The following is a 25,066-nucleotide window of genomic DNA, read 5'->3' on the forward strand; positions in this document are numbered from 1 at the left end:
CTCGGACTATGTGCCGTACTCCTGGATGCGCCTGCCGTGACTGCGGTCCAGGAGCGAGGGCATCCGATCCCCCAGCTCCCTTACCACCGCGGGGACATCGATGGTCAGCAGCTCCCGGTCGCGCATCAGGACCCGCCCGTCGACGATCGTCGTGCGGACGTCGGAGGAGCGGGCGCTGTGCACGAGGGTGGCGGCGAGGTCGTGGACGGGCTGGGTGTGCGGGCCGGTGAGGTCGACCAGGATGATGTCGGCGCGCCGGCCGGGTGTGATGCTGCCGACCGCGTCACCGAGTCCGACCGCGCGGGCGCTCTGCAGGGTGGCGTGGTGCAGGGCTTGACGGGAGGTCAGCCAGCGCGGATCGCCGGTGGTCGACTTCTGGATGAGGGCGGTGAGCGCCATCGACTCCCATACGTCGAGGGAGTTGTTGGAGGCGGCGCCGTCCGTGGCGAGGCCGACGGGGATGCCGAGGTCGCGCAGGGCGCGTACGGGTGTGGTGGTGGGCCAGGCGAACTTCAGGTAGCCGCGGGGAGCGGTGGCGACGGCCGTATGCCCGGAGGCATTCCCCAGGACCGGCAGGTCGCGGTCGAGGATGCCGGTGCCGTGCGCGATGAGGACGTCCACGTCGAGGATTCCGGTGCGCCGGAGCACCTCGATGGGGGTGACGCCGTGGCGGGCGAGGCTGGTTTCGGCCTGGTCGCGGTTCTCGGAGGCGTGGAGGTGGACGGGGAGGCCGTGCTCGCGGGCGAGTTCGGCGGTGGCGGCCAGGTCGGCGTCGTCGACGGTGTAGGGGGCGTGCGGGGCGAGGGCGGTGGTGATACGGCCGTCGGCGCCGCCGCGCTGCCGTAGCGCGAACTCCACTGATTTCTCCCGGCCTTGAGGTCCCTGGGAGGAAAAGTAGGCCTCGCCGAGGTGGGCACGGATCCCGCACTCGGTCACGACGGCGGCGACGGCGTCCATCGCGAAGTAGTGGTCGGCGAAGCAGGTGACGCCGCCGCGGATCATCTCGGCGCAGGCGAGCCGCGCCCCCAGCTCCACGTCCTTCTCGGTGAGGTTGGACTCGACGGGCCAGACGACGTCGTTGAACCACTCCTCGGTGGGCAGGTCCTCGGCGACACCGCGCAGGGCGACCATCGGGGCGTGGGTGTGGCAGTTGACGAGACCGGGAAGGGCGACCTGGCCGGACGCGTCGAGGCGCTCGACGGCGGGCCGGTCGCGCACGGCGCCGGCGGTCGTGACGGCCTCGACGACTCCGCCTCGTACGACGATCGCGGCATCCTCCTCGAACCCGATCCGCTCCTGATCGTCGTGCACGAGGACGGTGCAGCCGGTGATGACGAGGTCGGCGGGAGCTTCTGCGGGAGAAGGCGTCATCACGCCAACGTACGACGCGGTCGTCGGGTCGCGTGAGGTGAACCGCGCATCCGGTCACGGGACTGTCGCACGGACCTGACGCACGGGCACGCTGGCCTCACCACGGCTCGCTCGGCGGCCTGACGGCCCGCGGCTTCTGGAAGGAGCCCGGCATGCTCCTCGGCACCTGGAACCTGGAGAACCTCTACCGGCCCGGCGGCGAGTTCGGCCCCAAGGACAAGGCCACGTACGAGACGAAGCTCGCCGCGCTGGCCGCGGTCATCACCGAACTCGACCCGGCACTGCTCGGCATACAGGAGGTCGGGGAGCCGGAGGCCCTGCGGGACCTGGTCGGGATGCTGGCGGGCGACTGGCACGTCGCGCTCTCCGAGCACCCGGACGGCCGGGGCATCCGGGTCGGCTTTCTCAGCCGTACGGAGCTCCGGGTCCTGCACGACACGAACGCGTTCCCGGCGAAGCTGAACCCGGTACAGGCGGCCGACGAGGGTGTGACGGTCTCGGAGGCGGGCCGGGGTTTCCTCGCGGTGGAGACGGAGGCGGAGACCGGGCCGCTGAGGGTGGCCGTGGCCCACCTCAAGTCGAAGTTGCTGACGTATCCGGGCGATCGTTTCTTCCCCCGTGACGAGGGCGAACGGGCCCGCTACGGCGCATACGCCCTCCACCGGCGCGCGGCGGAGGCGACGGCGCTGCGCGCGCTGGCGGACGTGCTGCTGGCCGGTGACGGACGTCGGCGGGACGTGGCCGTCCTCGGCGACCTCAACGACGAGGTGCAGGCGGCGACCACGCAGATCCTGCTGGGCCCGCCCGGCTCGGAGATCGGCACGTCCGGTTTCAGGACGGCCGACAAGGGCGACGCCGGCCGCCTGTGGAACGTGGCGCCGCTGATCCCCGCCGAGCAGCGGTTCTCGCGGGTGAACTCGGGGCGGCGTGAGCTGATCGACCACATACTGTGCAGCCACCGTCTGGTCCTCCGGGTGACGGGGGCGGGGACGGGGACGGGGTTGCCTGGGGCCGGTTCGCCGGAGCTGCCGTCGGTGGGGGCGGATCCGGCGGAGCGGCGGGGTGAGGCGGGGTCGGATCACGCGCCGGTCTGGGTACGGGTCGGGGGTTGAGGGGTCCGAGGGGTCGAGGGGGCCGAGTCGTGGAGTCGAGGGTCCGAGTCGTGGGGTCGGTGGCCGGAACGCCCGACCTGAACGGCACCGGCGCGGGGAGCAGCCTCTCTGCGGTGCGGGCCACCGCGCCGACGTCAGCCGGCGAGCGGCACCTCGGGGGCTTCGGGGCCCGGTAGCCCGACCCGGTCGCGCTCCTGCGCGAGTTCTTCCAGCAACTCGGCGAGGTGGGCGGTGTGCCAGGGCGTGAGCCGGCCCGAGTCGTCGAGGTGCACGGCGCACGCGGTGGTCGTGTCGACGAGCCGCTCAAGGGTGGCAACGATTTCGTCCGCGCCCTCCGTGTGCCGGGCGAGCGCGGGCAGTTCCGCGGCGGCCAGAGCGATGGCGGCCCGCGCCTCGGCGAGCGCACGGTAGGCCTCGCGGCGGAGGGTCCAACGGAGGGCACGGTCGCCCGAACGGGCCGGGTCACCGCCGTCCGGCACGTCATGGGCCTCGGACCGGAGCGGGGTACGGGCGTCGGACTCGCGCAGCACATGCGCGAGGTAGGCATGTGCGGCCCGGTTGGCCGCGGCGAGCCGTGCTCGCACACCCCCGCCCCGCTGCCCCGGCATCGGCAGATGCCCCACGACCAGCACGATCGCGCAGGCCAGCAGCGTCTCCCCGATCCGGCTCGCGGAGGCCTGCGGCTCGCCGCCCACCATCACCAGGGCGAGCACGAGGACGGTCACGACGGCGGTCTGGGCGGCGAAGTGCCGAGTGGCCACGGGAATGAGGGCACCACTGAGAGCCACCAGCGCGATGAGCCCTTCCGGCCGGGGCAGCACGGCCGCGAAGCCCGCGAAGAGGAGGGCTCCCAGCACCGTGCCGGCAGCCCGGCACAGCACCCGGGACACGAGCGGCCCGAGGTCGGGCTTGACGAGGAAGACGGAGGTGGCGGGCAGCCAGTACCAGTGCTCGTGCTGCCCGTACCACTGGGTGTGGTGCAGGGCCTGGGCGATGGCGGCGCTGGCCCCGAAGCACAGGGCGACGCGCAGCCCGTACTCCCTGCCCCCGGCCCCGAACACAGCTCGGCGAAGGTCCTTTGCCGTACGACGCCGGGTGTGCAGGTCGTCGCTGTTGCCCTCGCCCCGGTCGAAGGCCTCGGCGGCATGCAGCAGGGCGTCGTCGAGGGCGCGCAGGGCGGGCGCGGTCCGGGAGGGCGCGGGGAGGGGGCCGGTGTGCGCGTTGCCGCGTACGGCGGCGGCGAGGCGCCGGGGGCCTTCGGAGGCCCGGGCGGGCACCGGTTCCCCGGCCCAGGCGAGCGCGGTGGCGGCCTCGGCGAGGGGAAGGGCGGCCGCGTATTGCGCGTGCAACCGCCGCTCGGCGGACGAGGAGGCGTACCGCCGCAGCCGGGGCCCGGTGAGGGCGTCCTGCGCGTGATCGAGGGCGGCGGTGAGCGCGACGCGCCGGGCGGTGGCCCGCTCGGTGCCCGCGGCGTCGAGGAGCTCGCCGACGGCGTCGTACACGGCGGCGACGGCGTCCCGCTCCCCGTCGAACCGGAAGTCGCCGGCGAGGGAACCGGGCGTGGGAAGCACGAGCCGCAACGCGAGCAGCCATACGGCACCGGCGAGATAGGCGAGCGCCCGCTGCCACCCGGCATCCGGCAACGGCATCCCGGCCCCGATGGCGGAGGCGACGAGCAACTGCGTACCGGCGCCGGAGGCGACGGGTCCGACGGCACTGATGCCGCCGGCGAAGAGCCCGAGGCCGGTGAGGAGGAGCGTGAGCGGGACGGCACCGATGTGCTCCCCGGCGTACGTCCCGACGAACAGCCCGGCCGCCCCTGCCAGCGCGGGCACCCCGAGCCGCTTGACGGAGACACGGCGGCTGCCGGGGCGGTCGTTGATGCCGGCGAGCATGGCCGCGATCACGGCTACGACGCCGAGGGAGACACGGTCGGCGAGGACCGCGGCGAGAAGCAGGGGCCCGGCGGCCAACGCCCCTCGCACGACCGCACTCCAGGGAACGGGTCCGCGCTGGGTGCGGAGAGTGTGGGCGAGCCAGGGCGGAAGGGTGAGGACCGGGGCTGCACGGCGGGCGGGGCGGGACACGGGGCTCCTGTCGGGGCGAGGGCGGGGGTGTGCCTTCGGGCGACGGTGGCCGGGCTTCGGGCTGTGGTGTCCACGGTAGGGCGGGCTCTTGGAGGGGATGGGACGCTGACGTTTCGGGGATGTGACGATACGTGGAAACGCCACGTTCTTTATGAACGCAACTACGGAAGCCCGCGTGGGGAGCCGCACAGAGAGGGCCACGCGGAGAGAGCCGCAGTGTGCCGGTCGTCGCCGCGAGCTTTTCGGCGACCGTGTCGGCCAGCGAGCAGAGTGCCGACGGCTACGGCCGAGAGGATCAACGCCGCAGTCGAATTGAGGGCCCCTCAGCCCATCGCCCGCTCGAACAGCACCTCCGCTTCCGCGACCGCCGCGCCCAACTGATCAGGACGCACCCCCAGCGCCCCGATGACACCGTCAACACTCCGCAACCCCGCCCGCTCCAGCAACCGCTTCTCATTCGTCACCCACTCCCCCCGCCCCGCCAGCACCGCATGCCCGGTCTGCACGGCGGCCGTGGCGACCGCGCCCGCGACCTCGGTGAGGCGGCCCGCCGGGGCATGGTTGGCCTTCGCGTACGCCAACGTGGCCCGGGCGGTGCCGAACCAGCGTTCGCTCGCCGCGCGACGCAGTTTCTCCGGATAGCCGGCCGGTCGCGGCAGCGCACCCCGCAACACCTGGTTGATCGCCAGCTCCGCGACTACCAGGTAGCTGGGAATCCCCGCGAGATGGAACAGCAACGGCTCCACCCGGAACCGCCCCTCCTCCGCCTCCGCCAACTCCCGCTCCACGACGTCGAGATCGCGGTAATGGACGTCGACGCGCCGCCCGTCGATCGTCAGCCACGCACCCCCGTTGAACACACCTCCGCCCCAGCCGCCGACCTCCGACACCTCGCCCTCCCAGCCGACCGCGCGGAGGTCGGCCGGATCGAAGGCGCCCCGGTAGTAGATCGCCAGGTCCCAGTCGCTGTCGGGCCTGTGGGTGCCCTGGGCACGGGAGCCGCCGAGGGCCACGGCCCGGACGGTGGGGAGGGCGGCCAGGCGGTCGGCGACGGCGTCGAGGAAGGCGGAGTCGGTGTGGGAGGCGGGGTCGGTGTGGGAGGGCATGCGCGGCAGCGTACGTAGCCCTGCCGCCGCGCCTCCAGGCAATTACGCCCGAGGCCCGCCCCAAGGACTCAGCCCGTCGCCGCCACCCCGAAGTCCGCCCCGGAGATGCCGCCCAGCCCCTCCGCGATCCGCACCAACGGCTCGCGCAGCGCGGTCAGTTCGGCCCGCATCGCGTCCGCCTCCGGCCACGCCGCCTCATGGTCGAGCGGGGCCGTCTCCGCCGGGCAGCGGGCCTCATAAGCAGCCAGGCGTGGGTGCCAGGTGCTGGTGAAGGGGCGAATCGTCTCGTTGATCAGGACGTACGCGAGGCTCTGGACCGTCGGCGCGCCGGTTGCCGAGCCGCGCTCCAGGCTCACGCTGTACGTGTGCAGCGTCGCGCGCGTGAAGTCGATCAGCGACTTCAGGGAGGTGAGCGCCTCCCGCAGGCTCCCTGTCCCCGGCGCCAGCTCCTGCACCCCGATCCGGGTGACCAGCTCGACCTGGATGTCGTAGGCGGCCATCCGTTCCGACTCGCTGGGCGCTGCCATGGGTGCCTCCCTCCGGGTACCGGGGAAGGCCAGCGTAACCGGGTCACGCGAGTCGCGGCGGCCGCACAGGGTGCGCAGGGCGGCATGGCGGAGGGCCTCCGTGCGGGCGGGGGCCGGGTCGTGGTGGTGCCAGGCGTGCTGGGTCACGGGGTGCAGGGACCAGCGTTCGTCGGCTGCGGGGGTCAGCAGGCTGCGGGCGCGCAGTTCACGGATGCCGCCCGCCGCGCGGCGGTGGGCGACGATCTGCGGGACGCGGTCGGCCGCGGCGAGGACGTGGGCCGCGTCGTCGGTGGTGAGGGGCAGCGGATGGAGGGCGGCGGCGCAGCGCAGGACGTCGGCGGCGTCCTTGGTGTCCACATCCCGTACGACGGCGCCCGTGACGTCCTCGCCGGCGAGGGTGTCGAGGAGGGACCGGCCCCGGGCGTGCAGCCGGTCGTAGAGCGCGCCGGGGTGGTGGCCGGCGCGGACGGCACGGCCCAGCAGGCCCAGCGCGAGGGGGTGGCCGTCGACCGCGTCGGCGAGCGCCTCGTCGCCGCCGGCCAGCACGCGCGCGTGGGGAGCGTCGAGCGGCCTCAGGTCGACCGGGGTGCCGAGGGTGTCGTAGGCGCGGCTGCGGAGGGTGAAGAGGGTGTGGCCGAGGGGGTGCGGTGCCGCCATCGCCGCGATGTCGCGGGCGGGGAGCCGGTCGGCGGGGGCGGCGTCGACGATCCACAGGAACGGTTCGCCGATGGCGTCGAAGTGAGCGAAGAGGCCACCTGCGCCTGCGCCGAGGGCGCGCACGGAATCCTCGTACGCCTCCCCGTCCACCCAGCACACGCCGCCGGGGTACGCCGCCTCGAAGCGCAGGGCGTACTCCTGGGCCAGCAGGGTCTTGCCGATGCCCGCCATGCCGCGGATCTGCACGGCGTGCGCGGCGGCGCGGCCGGTGACGAGCGGGGCCGCGTGGGCGTGCAGGGCGGAGTGCACCTGCCAGAGCTCCAAGAGGCGGCCCAGGAAGTCGGGGCGCGGCTGCGGGGTCCCCAGCAGCCAGCGTCGTACGCCGGGTTCGGCGATCGTCATGGGGCCGTCGAGGCGGGCCACGTGCGCGCGTACGTCGGCCACGAGGGCGGGGAGGTCGTCGGGCGCTGCGTGTCTGGCGTCGCGCAGTTCCACGGGCTGGATGTGGTCCGCCGTCCGCTCCGGGTTGACCACCATGACCCGGCGCCGCGGGTCGCCCTCCCCAAGTCCCGCCAGACAGGCGGTGGTCAGCTCCCACTGGCAGGCCTCGCGCTCGGGGTAGCCGGTGGAGTAGAAAGCCAGCAGCGCCTTGGAACGGCCCAGTTCGCGCCGGATGGTGGCGCTGATGCCGGCGAAGGACTCGACCCCGGTCTCGTCCGTGAACACCTCGAGCCCGCCGTCGCGCAGCGCCCGCGCGAGCGGTCGGACCCGCTCCACGTCACCGCGGCTGTAGCTGAGGAAGACGTCCCACACGGCGACTTACCCTACTGTGGGTACCGGGGAGGGCGATCATGGGACACAGGCAGCGCAGGCGACGTCGACCGAGCGGTCCGTCGCAGATCACGGCCAAGCTGACGATTCCGTTCGTCGGCGAGATATCCGGCACCTGGGAGCCGGCCGACGCGGAGCGCAGCGCGGCCTGGGAGCTGTACCTGGAGCTGGTCACACGCGTGTCGGTCGAGGAGCTCGACCCCGACGAGGGCTTCCTGCGCGAGGCGCTGTCGTCCCTCTACACCTTCTTCAACACCACGCGCGAGATCCTCCGCCGCTACGGCCCCGACGTCGCCCCGCCCCTCGCCCCGGGCCACGTCAGCTTCGGCGTCCTCGCCGTCACCGTCCTCAACCGCGTGCTGCGTCCGCTCCTCGCCCAGTGGCATCCCCGCCTGACCGCGTACGAGTCCCAGCGACCGACGGGACGCGATCCCGTGGTCCACGAACGCGAGTGGGAGCACGCGGAGACCCTGCGCCGCGAGATCGCCGCCGTACGGGAGACGCTGGTGTCCCTGGCGCGGACCTTGCAGGAGGTGGCGAACGTCAGCGACCTGATCGACCTTCCGGCGCCGCGAGCGCCACGGTCCCCCGGAATGGGGCACCCCCCCCCGCAGCTCAGGGGGACACTGAAGGTTGACCGCATCTGTCGGCGTCGCACTGCCAGCCGGAGAAGCCGCCTTCGCGCGGATGGTCGACGTCGTGGTCGAACTGGAGGAACCCCCAGGCCACCCAGGCGATGAAGGCGATACAGAGGGCGAGTCCGGTGCCCAGGGCCAACCTGGGACGCCCTCGACCCGGTCGGTGATCTCGTCGCCCTCCTTCTCCCCGGCCCGGTCGTACAAGCCACACGCTCATCGGTCACTCGCTCCCGTAAACTCGCGATCATCGTAAAAGGGTCTGGGGGGTGACTTTGGCATGGGACAGACAACTGCCTTCTGGTACGCGCAGATAGCCGCCCCTGATCCCGCCCGCCTCCTGAGCGGACATCCCACGATCGCCGCGCTGTGGGAAGCCCTGAAGAGCGAGGCCGCCGCCGAAGAACTGGCGGGATACCCCTCGTTACCCGAGGTCGCCGCCGATCCCACCGGAGGCGGCACCGCACTCGCCGCCGAGGACGAGGGCGGCAGCGGCGGCATGGTCATGGCCCTGTGGTACGCGCAGTCGCTCGTCCTGTGCATCCGCCGTGAGGACACCGGCCCGTTGGGTGAGTTCGAGGCGCGGCTGGACGCCCTGGTTCCCGAGTCACTGCGCGACATCACCGTCACCGCGGTGGGCAAGATGACGGCCGCCGACGGCACGCGTGACGACGAACTGCCGCTCGACCGCCTCCACATCGCCGGCGCGGGCGAGGCGGCCGTTCTCGCCGTCGCACGGGACCGGTACGCCGTCCACTTCACCCATGACCACTCGGCCGACGCGATGGCCGCCGTCGACGACCTGCTCTGGTATGACACAGCGCGGGAGACGCTCGGGCACGGCGCCCTGTTCGTCCTGGACCTCGCCTCGGTCGGCCGCACGCGCGCGATCGTGGCTCGCACGGGCGCCGAGCTCTCGGACGACCTGCGCGGCTTGGAGTCCGAAGTCGGCACCTTCCAGGCGAGGTTGGCGGCCAGGGGGCAGGGTCACAGCCTCGCCGGCCACCGGGAGAGCAGCCAGCGGCTGCTCAGCATCGTCGAACGGCGTACACGACTGCTCACCGAACTGTCCCAGCTGCGGCTGAATCTGCACGACTGCCAGCAGTTGCGCGACAACCTCGGCGTCCGGCTCGCCCACCTCGGTCATCCTGCGCCCAGCACCACCTGGAGCGTTCGTCTCGCGTTTGTGGTGGAGCGTGAAATCGGCTTCCAGGTCAGCGAGTTCGAGCTCGCCGACGCTCGGCTCGCGGCGGCGGTCGACAGCTACCAAGTGGTGCTCGACCAGCAGAACTACAGCGCCGAACAGCGACGCCAGGTGCTCTCGGCGGCCCAGGCCGCCGCCTTCACCGTCCTCGCGTTGATGCTCACACTGCTACAGACCGTGCAGTCGGACTCCCAGCAGGTGACCCTGCGGCTCGTAGACCTCGCGCTCCTGCTCGCGACACTCGGCACGGCTGGTTTCGCCACGGTGTTTCTGTTCCTGGACCGGGGTGTCGGCTACGACCGCAGACACAGGGCGGCCGTCTTCTGCGCGCTGGTCTGTGTGGCCTCCGGCGCCCTCCGACTGCTCCTGGGGCAGACCGCGCAGAGCACGGCGGTGACGGCGGCGTTGGCGGCCGCGCCACTGCTGTGGTGGCCCGCCGGGTGGATCTGCCGGGGTCTCGACCTCCTGGGGCCTGCCGCCGATGCCCATCCCGTGGTACTGCGCACCGCTCTGGTCGCGGCCGGCGCGGTGGGCGCGTGCGCATTGGGGTGGTGGACCACCGGCAACTGGCTGCTGGGCGTCGCGTACTTCCTGTGCTTCGCGACCGGCGGCATGATCTGGGCAGGCAGGAGCGGCACCGCCCGGCGCCGCAGACCGCCGGATGCCGGCTCATGACGGCCCGGACCGTTCCGGCCCCGTCGGCCGGCTCGACCGCGTGAACGACCTCACAACGACAAGGAGCCCCGTGTACGTCAACGGAAAGCCCGCGACCGCGGCCGATCTCGCACCGCTCGCCCTCTACAACTACGGCTGTTTCACGTCCATGTTGGTGACGGCCGACGGCGTACGCGGGCTCTCCCTCCACCTGGACCGGCTGCGGCACGACTCGACCGCGCTTTTCGGCACGGAGGTGGACACGGACACCGTACGCACCCTGGTGAAGGAGGCGCTTCCGGAGTACCCCACGCCCTCCCCCGTCGTCGTACGTGTCACGCTGTTCCAGCGCGGTCTGGACATGGGGCACCCGACGAGCACGACGGCGCCCGACATCCTCGTCACGTTCCGTCCGGCCCCGAGCAAGCCGCTACCGCCGCTGCGGGTGACGATCGCGGCGTACGAACGGGACGAGCCCGGCGTCAAGAGCGTCGGTCTGCTGGGGCAGTTGCAGCAGCGCAGGGCCGCTCAGGCACGCGGCTTCGACGACGTGCTGTTCCGGGACCCCAGCGGCCACATCAGCGAGGGCGCCACCTGGAACATCGCGTTCGTGCGGGGAACGGACATCGTGCTGCCCGAGGCCGAGGTGCTGCCGGGCACCGCCGTACGCCTCCTTCGCAAGACGCTGGCGGACCACGGCTTCACGGTGCGCACCGCGCCCGTTCCCGCCGACGAACTCGGCACGTACGACGCCGCTTTCGCGACCAACGCGGTCATCGGTGTCCGGCCGGTCGCCGCGATCGACGGGACGGCTCTTCTCCCCTCGGACGAGCTGACGCAGACCCTGCGAGCCTGTTGGTCCGCCGTCCCCTTCGAGGCGCTGTGACAGGCCAGGCAGCCTCGCAAGGGAGGCGGATAGCCGTGCTCGTCGGAGTCGGCTCCTACGAGGGCGGGCTGCCACCGCTGGAGTTCGCCGACGACGACGCCCGCGAGTTGCACGCGCTGCTCACCAACCCCAGATACGGCCAATTCGAGCCGACCGCGAGCGCGCTGCTCCTCGACCCGACCAAACGGGAACTGGAGGAGCACCTGGAGACCACGATCCGTACGCTGGCTCCCCAGGACACCTTTCTCCTGTACTTCGCCGGACACGCCCTGCGCTACGGCGAGCACCTCTTCCTGGCCCCGCGCGACGCGGCACCGCAGCGTCCGCTCTCGTCGTGTGTGAGTCTCGGACTGCTCGACGCGATGCTGGACGCCTCGGCATGCCGTGGCCAGATCATGCTGCTCGACTGCTGTTTCGCGGGAGCACCCGGCGGGCCCCGCACCCGCGCTCTGGTCACCCAGTCGCTGCAGCATCTCAGCGGACAGGGCCGGATGGTGATCGGCTCGTCGGGCCACGAGGAGACCAGCCGGGAGACGTCGAGCCTCGGGCACGGCGTGTTCACGGCCGGTCTGCTGGACGGTCTGCGCAGCGGCGACGCCGACCACGACGCCGACGGATTCGTGTCCGTCCACGACATCTTCCAGCACGTGTACAACTTCGTGGTCCAGCGCGCCCCTCAGGAACCGGTGATGTGGGGTGCCGACATCCGGGGCGATCTGTATCTGTCCCTCAACCCCCGGGTGCGGTTCCGCCAGGTGAAACACCCGGTGGACGGCAAGCCGATGTCGCTCGTGGACGGCGGCTCCTTCCTCTCCGGGCCGGACAACGAGCTGCGTACCGCGGACGCCTACTACATGGACGTCACCCCGGTCACGAACGCCGAATACGCCCGTTTCACCGCCGCCACCGGCCATCCGGTACCCCGGCACTGGGAAGGCCCGGAACCGCCGGCCGCGCTCGCCGACCATCCCGTCGTCCACGTCACGCACACCGATGCCGGCGCGTACGCCTCGTGGGCGGGCAAGCGGCTCCCGGAGAGCGAGGAATGGGAGAAGGCCGCACGTGGCTCCTCGGGGAGCGTCTACCCGTGGGGCAACCAGCCGACCGTCGCCAAGTGCAACGTCCGCGAATCGGGTATCGACACGACCACGCCGGTGGGCCGCTACCGCAGCGGTGTCAGCCCGTACGGCATCTACGACCTCGCCGGGAACGTGTGGGAGTGGTGCGCGACCGGTGCCGGCCCAGGGCGCCATGTGCTGCGCGGCTCGGCCTTCACGAGTCCCTTCGCGTCAGCGGCGGCCTACGAGGTGAACGATGCCTCGGAGACCATGTCGGACGACGACACCGGGTTCCGGTGCGTGGTGTCGTACGACGCGCTGGTGGCTGCCGAACCGGACGGTGCGGTGCGCGCGGGAGCCCTCGCCGAGGACAGTGACAGCCTGCTCCCCCTCCTGGACCAACTCGGGCGCACCGCGCTCACCGAGGCACAGTGGCGCGAGGCGACCGCACAACTGGAGCTGCTCCGCACCGGCGACGCCGACCGTCACGAGGCACTCGCCGCCTTGCGGCGTCTGCTCTCCCCCGCCGACCCCGCTCACGACTCCTCGGCGGACCGCGGCACGCCGCCACCGCCCACCGCGGGTCAGCGCACGGGGGCGAGCGCCGAGGTGCGTGACCTGATCACGGTGATACGACGGAGCGTGGCGCCGCCGCGGTGAGCACGGACACGCGCAGCCCTCCGCTCCGTCGGCGCGCGAAAATCCGGATGCGGTCACGTCCCGAGGAGCTGGATGATCGGCAGGCTGTCCCGTTGCCTGTCCAAGTCGGCCGACTCAGGCGCCCCGGAGTCCCAGGAGCCCGCATGATCCAGCGCGTCACCGTCCGCACCCTCTTCCCACCCCCCACCTACTCCCACGCCTCCGTCGTCGAGGCCGGCACGAAGCTCGCCTTCCTCGCCGGGTCCGTGCCTCTCGACGCCGACGGGAACCTGGTCGGTGCAGGGGACCCCGTACGGCAGGCCGAGCAGGTGATCGCCAACCTTGAGGAGCAACTGCGCGCGGTCGGCAGTGACTTGGGGCATGTGCTGTCGAGCGACGTGTACGTCGTGAGCAGTGAGACGGCGGTGCTGTCCGCCGTGTGGGAGGTCGTGGAGGCGTCGGGACTGAGCGCCGGTCCTCACTCGTCGACGCTGCTCGGGGTGGCCTGCCTCGGTTACCCGGGGCAGTTGGTGGAGATCACGGCCACGGCCGTCGTTCCGGAGCAGGGGACACAGTCATGAGCTCGGTGGCCCTCCGCCGCGCCACCGCGACCGACGCCGGTGCCGCCGCCGACGTCTGGCTGCGGTCCTTCGCCGCCGCCCTGCCGACGGTCGTCCGGCCGCGCTCCGACGACGACGTGCGGACGTACTTCCGGGAAGTCGTGGTGCTGCTGCGGGAGACCTGGGTCGCCGAGGCCGCCGACCGGGTCGTCGGTCTCATGGTGCTCGACGGCGACCAGCTCTCCCAGCTCTATCTCGACCCCGACTGGCGCGGCCTCGGCATCGGCGACCGCTTCGTCGACCTCGCCAAGCGACGCAGGCCGGACGGGCTGTCCCTGTGGACGTTCCAGGTCAACGAGCCCGCCCACCGCTTCTACGAGCGGCACGGCTTCGTCGCCGTCGAGTACACGAACGGCAGCGGGAACGAGGAGCAGGAGCCGGACGTGCGGTACGTCTGGCGCCCCGGCCCACGGTGATCACTCCCGCGTCCGCCCCCAGTCCCGCCGCTTCGGCAACGGCTTCGCGTAGCTCCCGGCCCGGCTCGTCGTCAGCCCCAACGCCACCAGCGACTCGGCGAGTTTGACGGCCGCCCCCACCCCGTCGACCACCGGAACCCCCAGCTTCTCCCCCACGGTCCGCTGCAACCCGGTCATCCCGGCGCACCCCAGCACCAGGACCTCGGCACCCGCGTCCCGCGCCCGTTCGGCAGCGGCCAGAAAGGCGGACTCGGTGCGTTCGCCGTCCTCCAGCTCCAGCACGCCGAGCCCCGTACCGATCACGGCGACACAGTTACGGCCCACCCCGGCCGTCTCGAGGCTGTCCTCGATCTGCCCGCACGAGCGCTCCAGCGTGGTCACGACCCCGTATCGCCGGCCCAGCAGGCACGCCAGGTGGGCCGCCGCCTCGGTGATGTCGACGACCGGTACGTCCACCAGCTCCCGGACGCCCTCACGCCCGTGCTCCCCGAAGCCGGCCATGACGACCGCGTCGTACGCGGGGCCCTCGTACGTCCGCAGCGCGTCCATGACCGCCGCCGCCGAGAGGTAGCTGTCGAGCCACCCCTCCGCCGACTCCGGCCCCCACGCGGGGGTCAGGCCGAGCACGGTGGTGCCCGGGCCTGCCGCGGCCCGGGCACCTCGTACGATCTCCTCGGTCATCTCCTGCGTGGTGTTGCAGTTGGTGACGACGATCCGCACGTCCTTCAGACCTCCTGCGTCACGGACTCGCCACCGGACTCGATGGCGGACTCGGCGGCGGACTCCGCGCGCTCACCGCGGCACAGCACCAGGTACAGCCCGGCTCCCAACGCCGTCCCGATGAACCACGAGTACGGCGCCACATCGCTGAACGTCTTCACCAGCGCCAGCACCGCCGCGACCCCCGCCGCCGGCAGGAACGCCCACAGCGCCTTGGGGTTGACGCCCTTGCGGTAGTAGTAGCGCGAGCCCGGCTCGGCGGAGAACAGCTCGTTCACGTCCACGCGGCCGCGCTTGACCAGGTAGTAGTCGACCATGATCACGCCGAACAGCGGGCCCAGGAAGGCGCCCAGGCCGCCCAGGAAGTAGTTCACGACCGTCGGGTTCGAGAAGAGGTTCCAGGGGGTCACGACGAGCGCCGCCACGGTGCTGATCATGCCGCCGACCTTGAAGGTGATCTTCTGCGGCCAGACGTTGGCCAGGTCGTACGCCGGTGAGACGAAGTTGGCGACGATGTTGACGCCCATCGTGGCGATGGCGAACGTCAGGGCGGCCAGGACCAGGATCCAGGTGTTGCCGACCTTGGCCACGAGCTCCGCCGGATCCGTGATGGCCTCGCCGAACACCTCCAGCGAGCCGGCCGTGACGATCACCGAAACGACCACGAACGCCGTCGAGTTGATGGGCAGGCCCCAGAAGTTACCCTTCCGGACCGTCCGGTAGTCGGGCGCGAAGCGCGAGAAGTCGCAGAAGTTGAGCATCAGCGTGCCGTACGTGGCGAGGATCAGGCCGATCGCGCCGAACCACTGCCGCCACTGCTCGCCGACGGAGACCGGGTGCGGGGTGCTCGTCAGCGAGATCGTCCAGCCCGCCTTGGCGAAGATCCAGACGGCCAGCGCGATCATCACCACCCAGATCGCCGGACCACAGAAGTCCTGGAACTTCCGCACCGACTCCATGCCCTGGCTGATGATCAACGCCTGGATGAGCCAGAGGGAGAGGAAGGAGACCCAGCCGAGCGCGTGCAGGCCCAGGAAGGAGCTGTGCGTCCAGGACTCCAGGCCGGGCCAGGCGGCCAGCAGCATCACGTTCACGGCGACGGACGCGAGATAGGTCTGGATGCCGTACCACATGATGGCGATCACAGCCCTGATCAGCGCCGGGATGTTGGCACCCCAGACACCGAAGCTGATGCGGCTGACGACGGGGAACGGGACGCCGTGGCGCTGGCCGATCTTCCCCATCCAGTTCATGCCGATGTAGATGAGCACGAAGCCGACGAGCAGGGAGGTGAAGACCTGCCACACGTTCATGCCGAGGACCAGCAGGCCGGCCGCGAACGTGTAGTTGCCGAGGTTGTGGACGTCGGACATCCACAGGGCGAAGAGGTCGAATACCTTCCAGTTGCGCTTGTCGGCGGGCGCGAGGTCTTCGTTGGTGAGCCTGGGATCGGGGACGAACGCTGGTGTGCCGGTGACTTCGGCACGGTCGGCGAGGGACACGGGGCCTCCAGGAGCCGGGGGACGGAGGACTGCTTGTGGAGGGTGTTTGGTATACCAAACTGCGGACATGGTCCTCCCGTCAACCATTCCGGCCGATGTCGCTCTTGTTAACGCTCCGTAAAACACACCCGGAGTCGGCGAAGATGGCCTCATGAGCTCCACGACGAAGATCGAACCCCTGGGCGCGGTACGGGAACGCGTCCTGGCGACCCTGCGGCAGGACATCATCGTGGGCCGCCTCCGGCCCGGCGACCGTCTCGTCGAGCGGGAGCTGGCCGAGCGCCTCGGGGTCTCACGGGTGCCGGTCCGCGAGGCGATCCGGGCCCTGGTCGCCGAGGGCTTCGTCCACTTCGAGTCGGCGCGCCGTACGGTCGTACGCCGGCTGACCCCGGCCGACGTCAAGGAGCTCTTCGAGCTGCGCGAGGCCTTGGAGGTGTACGCGGCGGGACTGGCCGCCTCCCGTGCGACACCGCAGGAGCTGGCCGAGGTCGAGCGGCTCCTCGACCAGGCGGCCACCGCGACCGAGGCGGGCGACGCGGAGACCATCACGGACGTCAACAGCCGGCTGCACGACCGCATCGTGGCCATGGCGGGCAACAAACTGCTGATCGAGGCCCTGGAGCCGGTCGCCGGCCGTCTGCGCTGGATGACCCGGCGGAACGAGGAGTGGGCCCATCTCCTCGTCGAACACCGCGAGTTGTACGAGGCCATCGCCTCCGGCGACCCGAACCGGGCCCGCGCGCACGCGCTCGCCCATGTGCGGACCAACTACCGGTCGACGGTACGGCAGTTGTTCGAGGACAGCGAGGACGCCGGAGAACTCGCCTAGCAGCGCGCGTACTTGTCCGTCGCCGCCACCAGCGCGTCCGCGACGCCCGGCGAGCCGACGTCGTGCCCGACCTCGTCGACGACGATCAGCTCGCTGCCGGGCCAGGCATGGTGGAGACGCCAGACCGTGCCGAGCAGGTTGCCGAAGTCGAGACTGCCCTGGACAAGGGTGCCGGGAATGTCCTTCAGCACAGGCGCGTCCCGAAGGATCACGCCTTCGTCGTTGCCCTCGCCGAAGAAGCAGTCGTTGCCCCAGTAGTGCGTGACCGTCCGGGCGAAGCCCATGCGGAAGTCGGGGTCCTCGAAGCGCTGGACCGAGCGCGGCGGCGCGGGGATGATCGCCGTCTCCCAGTCGGTCCAGGCACGCGCGGCCCGCTCCCGCACAGCGGGGTCGGAGGACTCCATCAGACGGTTGTACGCGGCGGCGAGGTTGCCGTCCCGGTCGTCGGCGGGCAGTTCGGCCAGGAACCGCTCGTACGCCTGCGGGAAGATCCTTCCCAGTCCCCTGGTCATCAGGGCGTGCTCCGCGTCGGCGCCGGTGGCGACCAGGGTCAGAACCAGCTCGGACACCGCTGTGGGATGCGTCTGCGCGTACCGCAGCCCGAGCACCGAACCCCACGATCCGCCCCACACCAGCCAGCGCTCGATGCCCAGGTGCGACCGCAGCAGCTCCAGGTCGGCGATGAGATGGGCCGTCGTGTTGACGCTCATGTCGGTGTCGTACGCGCTCGCGTGCGGTGTGGACCGCCCGCAGCCGCGCTGGTCGAGCAGCACGATCCGGTACGCGTCCGGGGCGAAGTAGCGCCGGAAGAACGGGCCGCTGCCGGACCCCGGCCCGCCGTGCAGCACGACCGCGGGCTTGCCTCCGGGGTTTCCGCAGGTTTCCCAGTAGACGCGGTTGCCGTCCCCGACGTCGAGCATGCCGTGGTCGTACGGTTCGATCTCCGGGTAGAGGCCCATCGGGGCAACGTAACGTCCGTACGGCGGCAGCGTCGCCTCATTTTCCGAGCCCCGCCGCCTCCGCCGCCGTACGCAGCACCTCCCGCAGCATCGCGGGCGTCAGCCTGCCGGTGAAGGTGTTGCGCTGACTGACGTGGAAGCACCCGAAGAGTTCGAGCCCGTCGAAACCGTCAAGCCCGTCAAGCCCGTCGAGCGCGACCCGCGCCCCGTGCGCGAAGGCGGGCCGCGGCCGGGGCACGCGCCATCCCGTCTCCGCCAGCGCGGGCAGGGTCGCCTGCCAGCCGAACGCGCCCAGTACGACGACCGCACGCACCGTCGGCCGCAACAGCCGCAGCTCCTGCACGAGCCAGGCCCGGCAGGTCTCCCGCTCCCCCGGGGTGGGTTTGTTCGCAGGCGGGGCGCAGTGCACGGGGGCGGTGACGCGTACGCCGTACAGCTCCAGGCCGTCGTCGACGGCGACCGACGTGGGCTGCGAGGCGAGGCCCACGTCGTACAGCGCCTGGTACAGCACGTCCCCCGAGCGGTCCCCGGTGAACATCCGGCCGGTGCGGTTGCCGCCGTGTGCCGCCGGGGCGAGCCCGACGATCAGCAGCCGGGCGTCCGGCGGGCCGAAGCCGGGCACCGGGCGGCCCCAGTACGTCTGGTCGGCGAAGGCGGCGCGCTTGGTGCGGGACACCTCCTCACGCCAGTCGACCAGCCGCGGGCAGGCCCGGCAGCCCGCCATCCGCGCGTCCAGATCAGCGAGGGCGTCCACAGCTCCACCGTAAAGCCGTCCTCGCCCCGTACGGGGACTAAGGTCGAGGCATGGCTTCCGAGGACGACGAGGAGAAGGGCGGCAGCACGGCCGCCGGACAGCCGGACGCGACGAACGCGGAGCCGGCCGTCGACCCGAAGATCGCCGCCGCCGTGGCCGCCGCCGAGGCCGCCGGCCCGCAGAGCGGCGAGCCCGTGCGGATCGACAGCTGGATCTGGGCCGTACGCCTGGTCAAGACCCGCTCCCTGGGCGCCGCCGCCTGCAAGGGCGGGCACGTGCGCGTGAACGGCCAGAACGTGAAGCCCGCCCACTCGCTGCGCGTCGGCGACGAGGTGCGCGTGCGGCAGGAGAACCGGGAGCGGATCGTCATCGTCAAGCGGCTCATCCGCAAGCGGGTCGGCGCCCCGGTGGCGGTCCAGTGCTACGTCGACAACTCGCCCCCTCCCCCGCCGCGCGAGGCCGTCGCCCCGGCCGGCATCCGCGACCGCGGCACGGGCCGGCCGACCAAACGGGACCGGCGCGAGATGGAACGGCTGCGCGGGCTCATGGGCGGCGGAGCCGAAAGGCCGCGCGGACAGTGACATACGGCGGTGGCGTCCGGCGCGAGCCTTCCAGGCACCGCCGGACGCCACCGCCGTAACGTCACGCCCGTCGTCGCAGCAGCCGCAGCAGCTCCGCGTTGGAGTCGCGCCGCGCCCACGCGATCAGGGCGAACGGCACGATCAGGATGAGCGGTGTCGCGGCGTACTGCGCGTCGAAGGCGGCGATCTGGACGACGAACGCGCCCACCATCAGTCCGATGAACGCCATGGCCGCCACCGACTGCAGCACCGGGATCAACAGCGCGATGGCTCCGGCGAGTTCGAGGGCACCGATGGTGTACATGCCCGCACTGCCCCAGCCGAGTTCGTCGAACGTGTCTGCCGCGGAGGAGTGCGCGATCAGCTTGGGCAGGGCGCTCGCGATGCCCATGAAGAGCGCGAGCAGCACCTGCAGGCCGCGCAGGGCGATACGGGCCCGGCGGCCGCGCGCAGTCGTGGACTCGGCGACGAGGGTGCCGGTGGAGGCGGACGTGACGGGGACGGAGCTCTCGGACATGGGGGTCTCCTGTGTGAAGCGGTGGTCCGTGGTGCTGTCACAGAGGTAGACCGGCCGACGCCGCGGAACTCATCGCCGTACGAACGCAATTGCCGACGGAATCTCACCCGCGTGCGTCGAACGCCAGCCACCCGTGCCCGATGTACCAGTGCCCGCCCGCCCGCAGATGGTCTCCGACGGCACGCTCCACCGCCGTGCGGCGCGGCAGGCTCTCGACCGGCAACTCCGGGTCGCCGAAGACGAATTGGACCGGCTCGGTGTCGGCCGGCTCGGTGTCCTCGCGGGCGACACTGAAGCGCTCCTGGAACCGGACGATGTTGGAGTCCCCGGGAAGGTACTTCCTGAGCTGCGGGTCCAGCAGCCAGGAGTGACAGGTCGCCGTCCGGTACCGCTCCTCGGGAAAGTGGCGGGCGAAGAACTCCCGGGCCAGCGCCAGGGATCGGTCGACGGCGGCCGGAGACAGCGGCCCGTGGAAGTCGGGGATGTGCAGGGTGAGGCAGCGCGAGTGCGGACCCACGTCGAGCCCGGCCGCCGCGAGCCGCATCCCCGTCCGCTGCCCGAGCCGCGCCCGCTCGAACTGCAGGCGCCCCAGCTGGTACAGCTCGCCGCGGAAGTGATGGGTGAGCCACCAGGGAGCCTGCACGCCCACCCGGCCGTACCGCCTGCGGTGCACGGCCATGTTCCGCCCGAGGTCGACGAGGGTGCGCCGGGCGACGTCGGCCGGGATGCCGCGGGCGCGGTGGTACGCGCGCGTGTACGGCAGCGCGGCGACGAAGACGTACACCGGGAAGCAGCGCTGCAGGGCGCCCGAGGCCCAGTCGAGGTCGGGCAGGTCGACCGGGCGGCCGACCTCACCCATCCCCTGGACGAGCTCGTCGACGGACCGCTCGAGGACCTGCCGCAGCTCGGGGTCGTCCGTCACCCGCCGGCCCATGCGTACGAGGCCGTTGACTTCCTCGTGGGGTACGCCGAGGTCGAGCAGTACTTCGGCCAGTTCATCGGTGTCCGGCAGCACGAGGCCCCCTGCGAGGAGTACGAGGAGTACGTTTCAAGGAGGAGTGGTGGTCCCGATGCGTACGGGCAGTGAGCCGACGACGGCGCGCAGTGCACTGCGGGCCCGCTTCTGGCTGTGCGTGTGGGGCCTGGTCTGGGCGATCTTCGGTACCGCCGCGTTCTCGCTCGCGGGCCGTCCCGGCTGGGCGGCGGCCTGCGGCGTGCTGTGGCTGGTGGTCACGATCGACATGGCCATGGTCCTCAGGCACATCCGCCAGGGCCCGCACTATCAGCCGGGCCGCGACATCCCGCCGTATCGCCCGCCCGAGAACCGCTCCTACCGGCCGCCCCCGCCGGACGGCAACCGCCACCCCTAGTCGCACCGGCAGATCCGCCGCCCCCGGTCGCCGCTCACGCGTCGAACCGTGCTGCCTTGAGGTAATCCGGGTTCGGATCGAGCGCGGCCGCCAGCCGGAAGTGGCGCTTGGCCTGGTCGGGCCGCCCCTGGCGCTCGTAGGTGCGAGCGAGCGCGAAGTGCGCGAACGCGTTGTCCGGCTCGCGCTCCAGGACGATGGTGAACTCCAGCTCGGCGGGCCGCAGTTGCGCGGCGGCGAAGAAGGCACGCGCGCGCAGCAGCCGGGCCGCGGTGTTCTCCGGGTGCACGGCGATGACCCCGTCGAGCAGCTTCACCGCGCCCCGCGGGTCCCGCGCGGCGAGCAGATGCTCGGCGGCACGGAAGTCGATGACATGCGTCTCCGGAGTACGTCCGGTCGAACCGCTGGTCTCGGGCACGGCAAAGTCCTTCCCTCACTGGAGGAGTTCAACGCGCGAACGACATGCCCCTATTCCTGCGACGACAGGGACTACCGGTCCCCCTGCGCCCCGTGGGCCCGGCGCACGAGCTCGTCCCAGACGTCCTTCACCCGCCGCTGAAGCTCTTCCAGCGGTACGTCGTTGTCGATCACGATGTCCGCGATCTCCCGGCGCTTCTCACGCGTCGACTGCGCGGCCATACGCGCGCGTGCGTCGTCCTCGGTCATGCCGCGCAGCCTGACGAGCCGGTCGAGCTGGGTCTCCGGGCCGGCGTCGACGACGACCACGACGTCGTACAGCGGCGCCAGGCCGTTCTCCGTGAGGAGCGGGACGTCATGGACGACGACGGCGTCCTCGGCGGCGGCCTCTTCGAGCTCGCGGGAGCGGGCGCCGACGAGGGGGTGCACGATCGAGTTCAGTACGGCGAGTCTGTCGGGGTCGGCGAAGACGATCGAGCCCAGCTTGGGCCGGTCCAGGCTGCCGTCCTCGGCGAGTACCTCCTCACCGAACGCCTCCACGACGGCGGCAAGGCCGGGCGTGCCGGGCGCGACGACCTCGCGCGCGATGCGGTCCGCGTCGATCAGCACGGCCCCGCACTCGACGAGCAGCCGCGACACCTCGCTCTTACCGGCTCCGATGCCCCCGGTCAGGCCCACCTTCAGCATGACGGGAAGCTTAGGCCCTGCCACCGACAGCGCACCCGGCAGGACCGGACCCCTCCCTCAGTTCTCGCCCTCACGCTCCGCCAGGAACCGCTCGAACTCCCGCCCGATCTCGTCGGCCGACGGGATGTCCACGGGCTCGGCGAGCATGTTGCCGCGGGTCTCGGCCCCGGCGATCGCGTCGTACTGGTGCTCCAGGCCCTCGACGAGGTTGGTGAGCTCCTCGTCGCCCTCGCGGATCTGGCGGTCGATCTCGTTCTGCGTGCGGTGGGCCTCCGTACGCAGGGAGTGCGCGATGCCCGGCAGGACCAGTCCGGTCGCCGCCGTGACGGCCTCCAGCACGGTCAGGGCCGCGTCCGGGTACGCCGAGCGGGCGATGTAATGCGGGACGTGCGCGGCGACGCCCAGGACCTCGTGGCCGGCCTCCATGAGCCGGTATTCGATCAGGGACTCGGCGCTGCCGGGCACCTGCGCCTCGTCAAAGGGGCTGCGGTGGCCCGGGACGAGGTCGGTGCGGTTGCCGTGCGGGGTGACACCGACCGGGCGGGTGTGCGGGACGCCCATCGGGATGCCGTGGAAGTTCACCGACAGGCGTACCCCGAGCCGCTCGACGATCTGCTGGACGGCCGCGGCGAAGCGCTCCCACTCCACGTCCGGCTCGGGCCCGGACAGCAGCAGGAAGGGCGCCCCGGTGGCGTCCTGCACGAGCCGCACCTCGATGGCGGGCACCTCGTACGCGGCCCAGCGGTCGCGCTTGAACGTCAGCAGCGGACGGCGGGCGCGGTAGTCCACCAGCCGGTCGTGGTCGAAGCGGGCGACGAGCTGGTGGGGCAGCGACTCCAGGAGCCCGTCGACGATCTGGTCGCCGGTCTCACCCGCATCGATGTATCCGTCGAAGTGGTAGAGCATGACAAGGCCGGCCGACTCCTGGGCGAGCGCCATGTCGACGACAGCCAGGCCCTTCGGCTCCCATGCGTACAAACCCTGCGGATCAAGCACTGTGACCGCTCCTCCTCGTGTCCGTACGTCACAACGCCCTTACGGGCGTGGGCATTCCCGAGGGAGAAGGCCATGATCTTGAGGACGGCACGGGCAACGCCGCCAAGGGGCGCGAGGAACTGCGCGACAAGCCCCACCGGCCCACAGCCGAAACACGACCCAAAAACGCCTGAGGGACCGCACCCCGAAAGGTACGGTCCCTCAGTCAGCTGCTAAGCCTCAGCGAGCCAGCGTTCAGCTCTGGCCGCCCGCGAGCTTCTCGCGGAGCGCGGCCAGCGCCTCGTCCGAGGCCAGCGCGCCGGAGTTGTCCGGGCCCTCGGAGGAGTACGAGCCGCCACCGGACGCGGCCGGAGCCGCAGCCTCGCCGCCCTCGGCCGCGGCAGCGGCGTCGGCCTCGCGCGACTTGATGACCTGCTGCTGGTGCTGCTCGAAGCGGGTCTGCGCCTCGGCGTACTGGTGCTCCCACGCCTCGCGCTGGGTCTCGTAGCCCTCGAGCCAGTCGTTGGTCTCGGGGTCGAAGCCCTCGGGGTAGATGTAGTTGCCCTGGTCGTCGTACGAGGCAGCCATGCCGTACAGGGTCGGGTCGAACTCGACCGTGGCCGGGTCGGCACCGAAGGCCTCGTTGGCCTGCTTCAGCGAGAGGCTGATGCGGCGGCGCTCGAGGTCGATGTCGATGACCTTGACGAAGATCTCGTCGTTGACCTGGACGACCTGCTCCGGGATCTCCACGTGGCGCTCGGCCAGCTCGGAGATGTGGACCAGACCCTCGATGCCCTCGTCCACGCGGACGAACGCACCGAACGGAACCAGCTTCGTGACCTTGCCGGGCACGACCTGGCCGATCTGGTGGGTCCGGGCGAACTGCTGCCACGGGTCTTCCTGCGTCGCCTTCAGCGACAGGGAGACACGCTCGCGGTCCATGTCGACGTCGAGGACCTCGACGGTGACTTCCTGGCCGACCTCGACAACCTCGGAGGGGTGGTCGATGTGCTTCCAGGAGAGCTCGGAGACGTGGACCAGACCGTCGACGCCACCCAGGTCCACGAAGGCACCGAAGTTGACGATCGAGGAGACGACGCCGGAACGGACCTGGCCCTTCTGCAGGGTCGTGAGGAACGTCTGGCGGACCTCGGACTGGGTCTGCTCGAGCCAGGCACGGCGGGACAGGACCACGTTGTTGCGGTTCTTGTCCAGCTCGATGATCTTGGCCTCGAGCTCCTTGCCCACGTAGGGCTGGAGGTCGCGAACGCGGCGCATCTCGACCAGGGAGGCCGGGAGGAAGCCACGGAGGCCGATGTCGAGGATGAGACCACCCTTGACGACCTCGATGACGGTACCGGTGACGATCCCGTCCTCTTCCTTGATCTTCTCGATGGTGCCCCAGGCACGCTCGTACTGGGCGCGCTTCTTCGAGAGGATCAGGCGGCCTTCCTTGTCCTCCTTCTGAAGAACAAGGGCTTCGATCTCGTCACCGACGGCGACGACCTCGTTGGGGTCGACGTCGTGCTTGATCGAGAGCTCACGGCTCGGGATAACGCCTTCGGTCTTGTAACCGATGTCGAGCAGGACCTCGTCCCGGTCGACCTTCACGATGACGCCGTCGACGATGTCGCCGTCGTTGAAGTACTTGATCGTCTCGTCGATCGCGGCGAGGAAGGCTTCCTCGTTACCGATGTCGTTGACCGCTACCTGCGGGGTGGTTGCGGTGGTCTCGGTGCTGCTCGTCATGTGGGAAAGGGCTCCGGTACGGACATTGAAGTCGTAGGTACTGCTACGCCGGGAGCCCGTATCGCTCTGAAGAAGCCGGACAGCCAAGGAAGCGCCTCACCAACGCTGGTGATGCGCCTCGAAAACCGAGGGGACATACAACAGATGCGAGCGCAGCCTGCTACGTCTGAGGTGCGCAGGCCCGCAGCGCAACTTGTAGCATACGG

General features: G+C 71.3%; 25 protein-coding genes. 11 read left to right on the forward strand and 14 right to left on the reverse strand.

Annotation, left to right across the window (positions count from 1 at the left end; genetic code table 11):
- Positions 1–6: 6 nt before the first annotated feature.
- Positions 7–1,371, reverse strand: a complete 1,365-nt coding sequence (locus PBV52_RS11195) for an amidohydrolase (RefSeq protein WP_274238164.1) — start codon at positions 1,369–1,371, stop codon at positions 7–9.
- 152 nt (positions 1,372–1,523) lie between these two features.
- On the opposite strand from PBV52_RS11195, the gene PBV52_RS11200 reads away from it, so the two are divergent.
- Complete coding sequence (locus PBV52_RS11200; RefSeq protein WP_274238165.1) at positions 1,524–2,483, forward strand: endonuclease/exonuclease/phosphatase family protein; 960 nt, start codon at positions 1,524–1,526, stop codon at positions 2,481–2,483.
- Between the two features lie 134 nt (positions 2,484–2,617).
- Here the strand turns inward: PBV52_RS11200 and PBV52_RS11205 are convergent, their stop codons facing one another.
- The 3 genes from PBV52_RS11205 to PBV52_RS11215 form a co-directional block, all read right to left on the reverse strand.
- A complete protein-coding gene (locus PBV52_RS11205) occupies positions 2,618–4,570 on the reverse strand; it encodes an FUSC family protein (protein ID WP_274238166.1) in 1,953 nt (650 codons plus the stop codon).
- A 323-nt stretch (positions 4,571–4,893) separates the two neighbouring features.
- On the reverse strand, positions 4,894–5,676 hold the full coding sequence (locus PBV52_RS11210; protein ID WP_274238167.1) for a nucleotidyltransferase domain-containing protein: 783 nt from the start codon (positions 5,674–5,676) through the stop codon (positions 4,894–4,896).
- Between the two features lie 68 nt (positions 5,677–5,744).
- Positions 5,745–7,673 (reverse strand): toll/interleukin-1 receptor domain-containing protein, encoded by a 1,929-nt coding sequence (locus tag PBV52_RS11215; RefSeq protein ID WP_274238168.1) that lies wholly within the window; start codon positions 7,671–7,673, stop codon positions 5,745–5,747.
- Positions 7,674–7,711: 38 nt separating this feature from the next.
- Between PBV52_RS11215 and PBV52_RS11220 the strand changes: the two genes are divergently transcribed.
- The 6 genes from PBV52_RS11220 to PBV52_RS11245 all read left to right on the forward strand — a co-directional run bounded on the left by PBV52_RS11220 (position 7,712) and on the right by PBV52_RS11245 (position 13,803).
- The gene (locus PBV52_RS11220; protein ID WP_274238169.1) at positions 7,712–8,431 is read left to right on the forward strand and encodes a hypothetical protein; all 720 of its coding nucleotides are present in this window, start codon (positions 7,712–7,714) and stop codon (positions 8,429–8,431) included.
- Between the two features lie 175 nt (positions 8,432–8,606).
- On the forward strand, positions 8,607–10,205 hold the full coding sequence (locus PBV52_RS11225) for a hypothetical protein (protein WP_274238170.1): 1,599 nt from the start codon (positions 8,607–8,609) through the stop codon (positions 10,203–10,205).
- Positions 10,192–11,070, forward strand: a complete 879-nt coding sequence (locus tag PBV52_RS11230) for an aminotransferase class IV (protein WP_274238171.1) — start codon at positions 10,192–10,194, stop codon at positions 11,068–11,070. The genes PBV52_RS11225 and PBV52_RS11230 overlap by 14 nt, the downstream gene beginning before the upstream one ends.
- Positions 11,071–11,105: 35 nt before the next feature.
- The gene (locus PBV52_RS11235; RefSeq protein WP_274238172.1) at positions 11,106–12,788 is read left to right on the forward strand and encodes an SUMF1/EgtB/PvdO family nonheme iron enzyme; all 1,683 of its coding nucleotides are present in this window, start codon (positions 11,106–11,108) and stop codon (positions 12,786–12,788) included.
- Between the two features lie 143 nt (positions 12,789–12,931).
- The gene (locus tag PBV52_RS11240; protein WP_274238173.1) at positions 12,932–13,348 is read left to right on the forward strand and encodes a RidA family protein; all 417 of its coding nucleotides are present in this window, start codon (positions 12,932–12,934) and stop codon (positions 13,346–13,348) included.
- Positions 13,345–13,803: a GNAT family N-acetyltransferase gene (locus PBV52_RS11245; RefSeq protein WP_274238174.1), complete on the forward strand. Its 459-nt coding sequence runs from the start codon at positions 13,345–13,347 to the stop codon at positions 13,801–13,803. Before PBV52_RS11240 ends, PBV52_RS11245 begins: the two co-directional genes overlap by 4 nt.
- Here PBV52_RS11245 and PBV52_RS11250 read toward each other — a convergent pair whose 3' ends face one another.
- Together PBV52_RS11250 and PBV52_RS11255 are read right to left on the reverse strand one after the other, a co-directional pair.
- The gene (locus tag PBV52_RS11250) at positions 13,804–14,523 is read right to left on the reverse strand and encodes an aspartate/glutamate racemase family protein (protein WP_274238175.1); all 720 of its coding nucleotides are present in this window, start codon (positions 14,521–14,523) and stop codon (positions 13,804–13,806) included.
- A 5-nt stretch (positions 14,524–14,528) separates the two neighbouring features.
- Positions 14,529–16,025, reverse strand: coding sequence for an NCS1 family nucleobase:cation symporter-1 (locus PBV52_RS11255; RefSeq protein WP_274238176.1), 1,497 nt, complete (start codon positions 16,023–16,025; stop codon positions 14,529–14,531).
- Between the two features lie 151 nt (positions 16,026–16,176).
- Here PBV52_RS11255 and PBV52_RS11260 point away from each other — a divergent pair, with 151 nt between their 5' ends.
- Complete coding sequence (locus tag PBV52_RS11260) at positions 16,177–16,854, forward strand: GntR family transcriptional regulator (RefSeq protein ID WP_274238177.1); 678 nt, start codon at positions 16,177–16,179, stop codon at positions 16,852–16,854.
- Here PBV52_RS11260 and pip read toward each other — a convergent pair.
- Both pip and PBV52_RS11270 read right to left on the reverse strand, forming a co-directional pair.
- Positions 16,851–17,813 (reverse strand): prolyl aminopeptidase, encoded by a 963-nt coding sequence (gene pip, locus PBV52_RS11265; protein WP_274238178.1) that lies wholly within the window; start codon positions 17,811–17,813, stop codon positions 16,851–16,853. The genes PBV52_RS11260 and pip overlap by 4 nt on opposite strands.
- A 37-nt stretch (positions 17,814–17,850) precedes the next feature.
- Positions 17,851–18,537: a uracil-DNA glycosylase gene (locus PBV52_RS11270; RefSeq protein ID WP_274249356.1), complete on the reverse strand. Its 687-nt coding sequence runs from the start codon at positions 18,535–18,537 to the stop codon at positions 17,851–17,853.
- An 80-nt stretch (positions 18,538–18,617) separates the two neighbouring features.
- On the opposite strand from PBV52_RS11270, the gene PBV52_RS11275 reads away from it, so the two are divergent.
- Positions 18,618–19,148 (forward strand): RNA-binding S4 domain-containing protein, encoded by a 531-nt coding sequence (locus PBV52_RS11275; protein ID WP_274238179.1) that lies wholly within the window; start codon positions 18,618–18,620, stop codon positions 19,146–19,148.
- A 61-nt stretch (positions 19,149–19,209) separates the two neighbouring features.
- On the opposite strand, the gene PBV52_RS11280 is transcribed toward PBV52_RS11275, so the two are convergent.
- Both PBV52_RS11280 and PBV52_RS11285 read right to left on the reverse strand, forming a co-directional pair.
- The gene (locus PBV52_RS11280; RefSeq protein WP_274238180.1) at positions 19,210–19,665 is read right to left on the reverse strand and encodes a DoxX family protein; all 456 of its coding nucleotides are present in this window, start codon (positions 19,663–19,665) and stop codon (positions 19,210–19,212) included.
- Positions 19,666–19,768: 103 nt separating this feature from the next.
- Positions 19,769–20,680 carry an acyltransferase domain-containing protein gene (locus PBV52_RS11285; protein WP_274238181.1) on the reverse strand — a complete coding sequence of 304 codons (912 nt, stop codon included), beginning with the start codon at positions 20,678–20,680 and terminating at the stop codon, positions 19,769–19,771.
- Between the two features lie 55 nt (positions 20,681–20,735).
- On the opposite strand from PBV52_RS11285, the gene PBV52_RS11290 reads away from it, so the two are divergent.
- A complete protein-coding gene (locus PBV52_RS11290; RefSeq protein ID WP_274238182.1) occupies positions 20,736–21,035 on the forward strand; it encodes a DUF6343 family protein in 300 nt (99 codons plus the stop codon).
- 34 nt (positions 21,036–21,069) lie between these two features.
- On the opposite strand, the gene PBV52_RS11295 is transcribed toward PBV52_RS11290, so the two are convergent.
- From PBV52_RS11295 to PBV52_RS11305, 3 genes are all read right to left on the reverse strand, one after another.
- Positions 21,070–21,450 carry a tetratricopeptide repeat protein gene (locus PBV52_RS11295; protein WP_274238183.1) on the reverse strand — a complete coding sequence of 127 codons (381 nt, stop codon included), beginning with the start codon at positions 21,448–21,450 and terminating at the stop codon, positions 21,070–21,072.
- Between the two features lie 71 nt (positions 21,451–21,521).
- Positions 21,522–22,136 carry a dephospho-CoA kinase gene (coaE, locus tag PBV52_RS11300; RefSeq protein WP_274238184.1) on the reverse strand — a complete coding sequence of 205 codons (615 nt, stop codon included), beginning with the start codon at positions 22,134–22,136 and terminating at the stop codon, positions 21,522–21,524.
- 57 nt (positions 22,137–22,193) lie between these two features.
- Positions 22,194–23,132 (reverse strand): PAC2 family protein, encoded by a 939-nt coding sequence (locus PBV52_RS11305; protein WP_274238185.1) that lies wholly within the window; start codon positions 23,130–23,132, stop codon positions 22,194–22,196.
- Positions 23,133–23,179: 47 nt separating this feature from the next.
- Here PBV52_RS11305 and PBV52_RS11310 point away from each other — a divergent pair, with 47 nt between their 5' ends.
- Positions 23,180–23,305, forward strand: coding sequence for a hypothetical protein (locus PBV52_RS11310; protein ID WP_274238186.1), 126 nt, complete (start codon positions 23,180–23,182; stop codon positions 23,303–23,305).
- A 61-nt stretch (positions 23,306–23,366) separates the two neighbouring features.
- On the opposite strand, the gene rpsA is transcribed toward PBV52_RS11310, so the two are convergent.
- Complete coding sequence (rpsA, locus tag PBV52_RS11315; RefSeq protein ID WP_274238187.1) at positions 23,367–24,860, reverse strand: 30S ribosomal protein S1; 1,494 nt, start codon at positions 24,858–24,860, stop codon at positions 23,367–23,369.
- Positions 24,861–25,066: the final 206 nt, after the last annotated feature.

Origin of the sequence: Streptomyces sp. T12, from assembly GCF_028736035.1 — a bacterium.
In the GTDB taxonomy this organism is placed as follows: Bacteria; Actinomycetota; Actinomycetes; order Streptomycetales; family Streptomycetaceae; genus Streptomyces.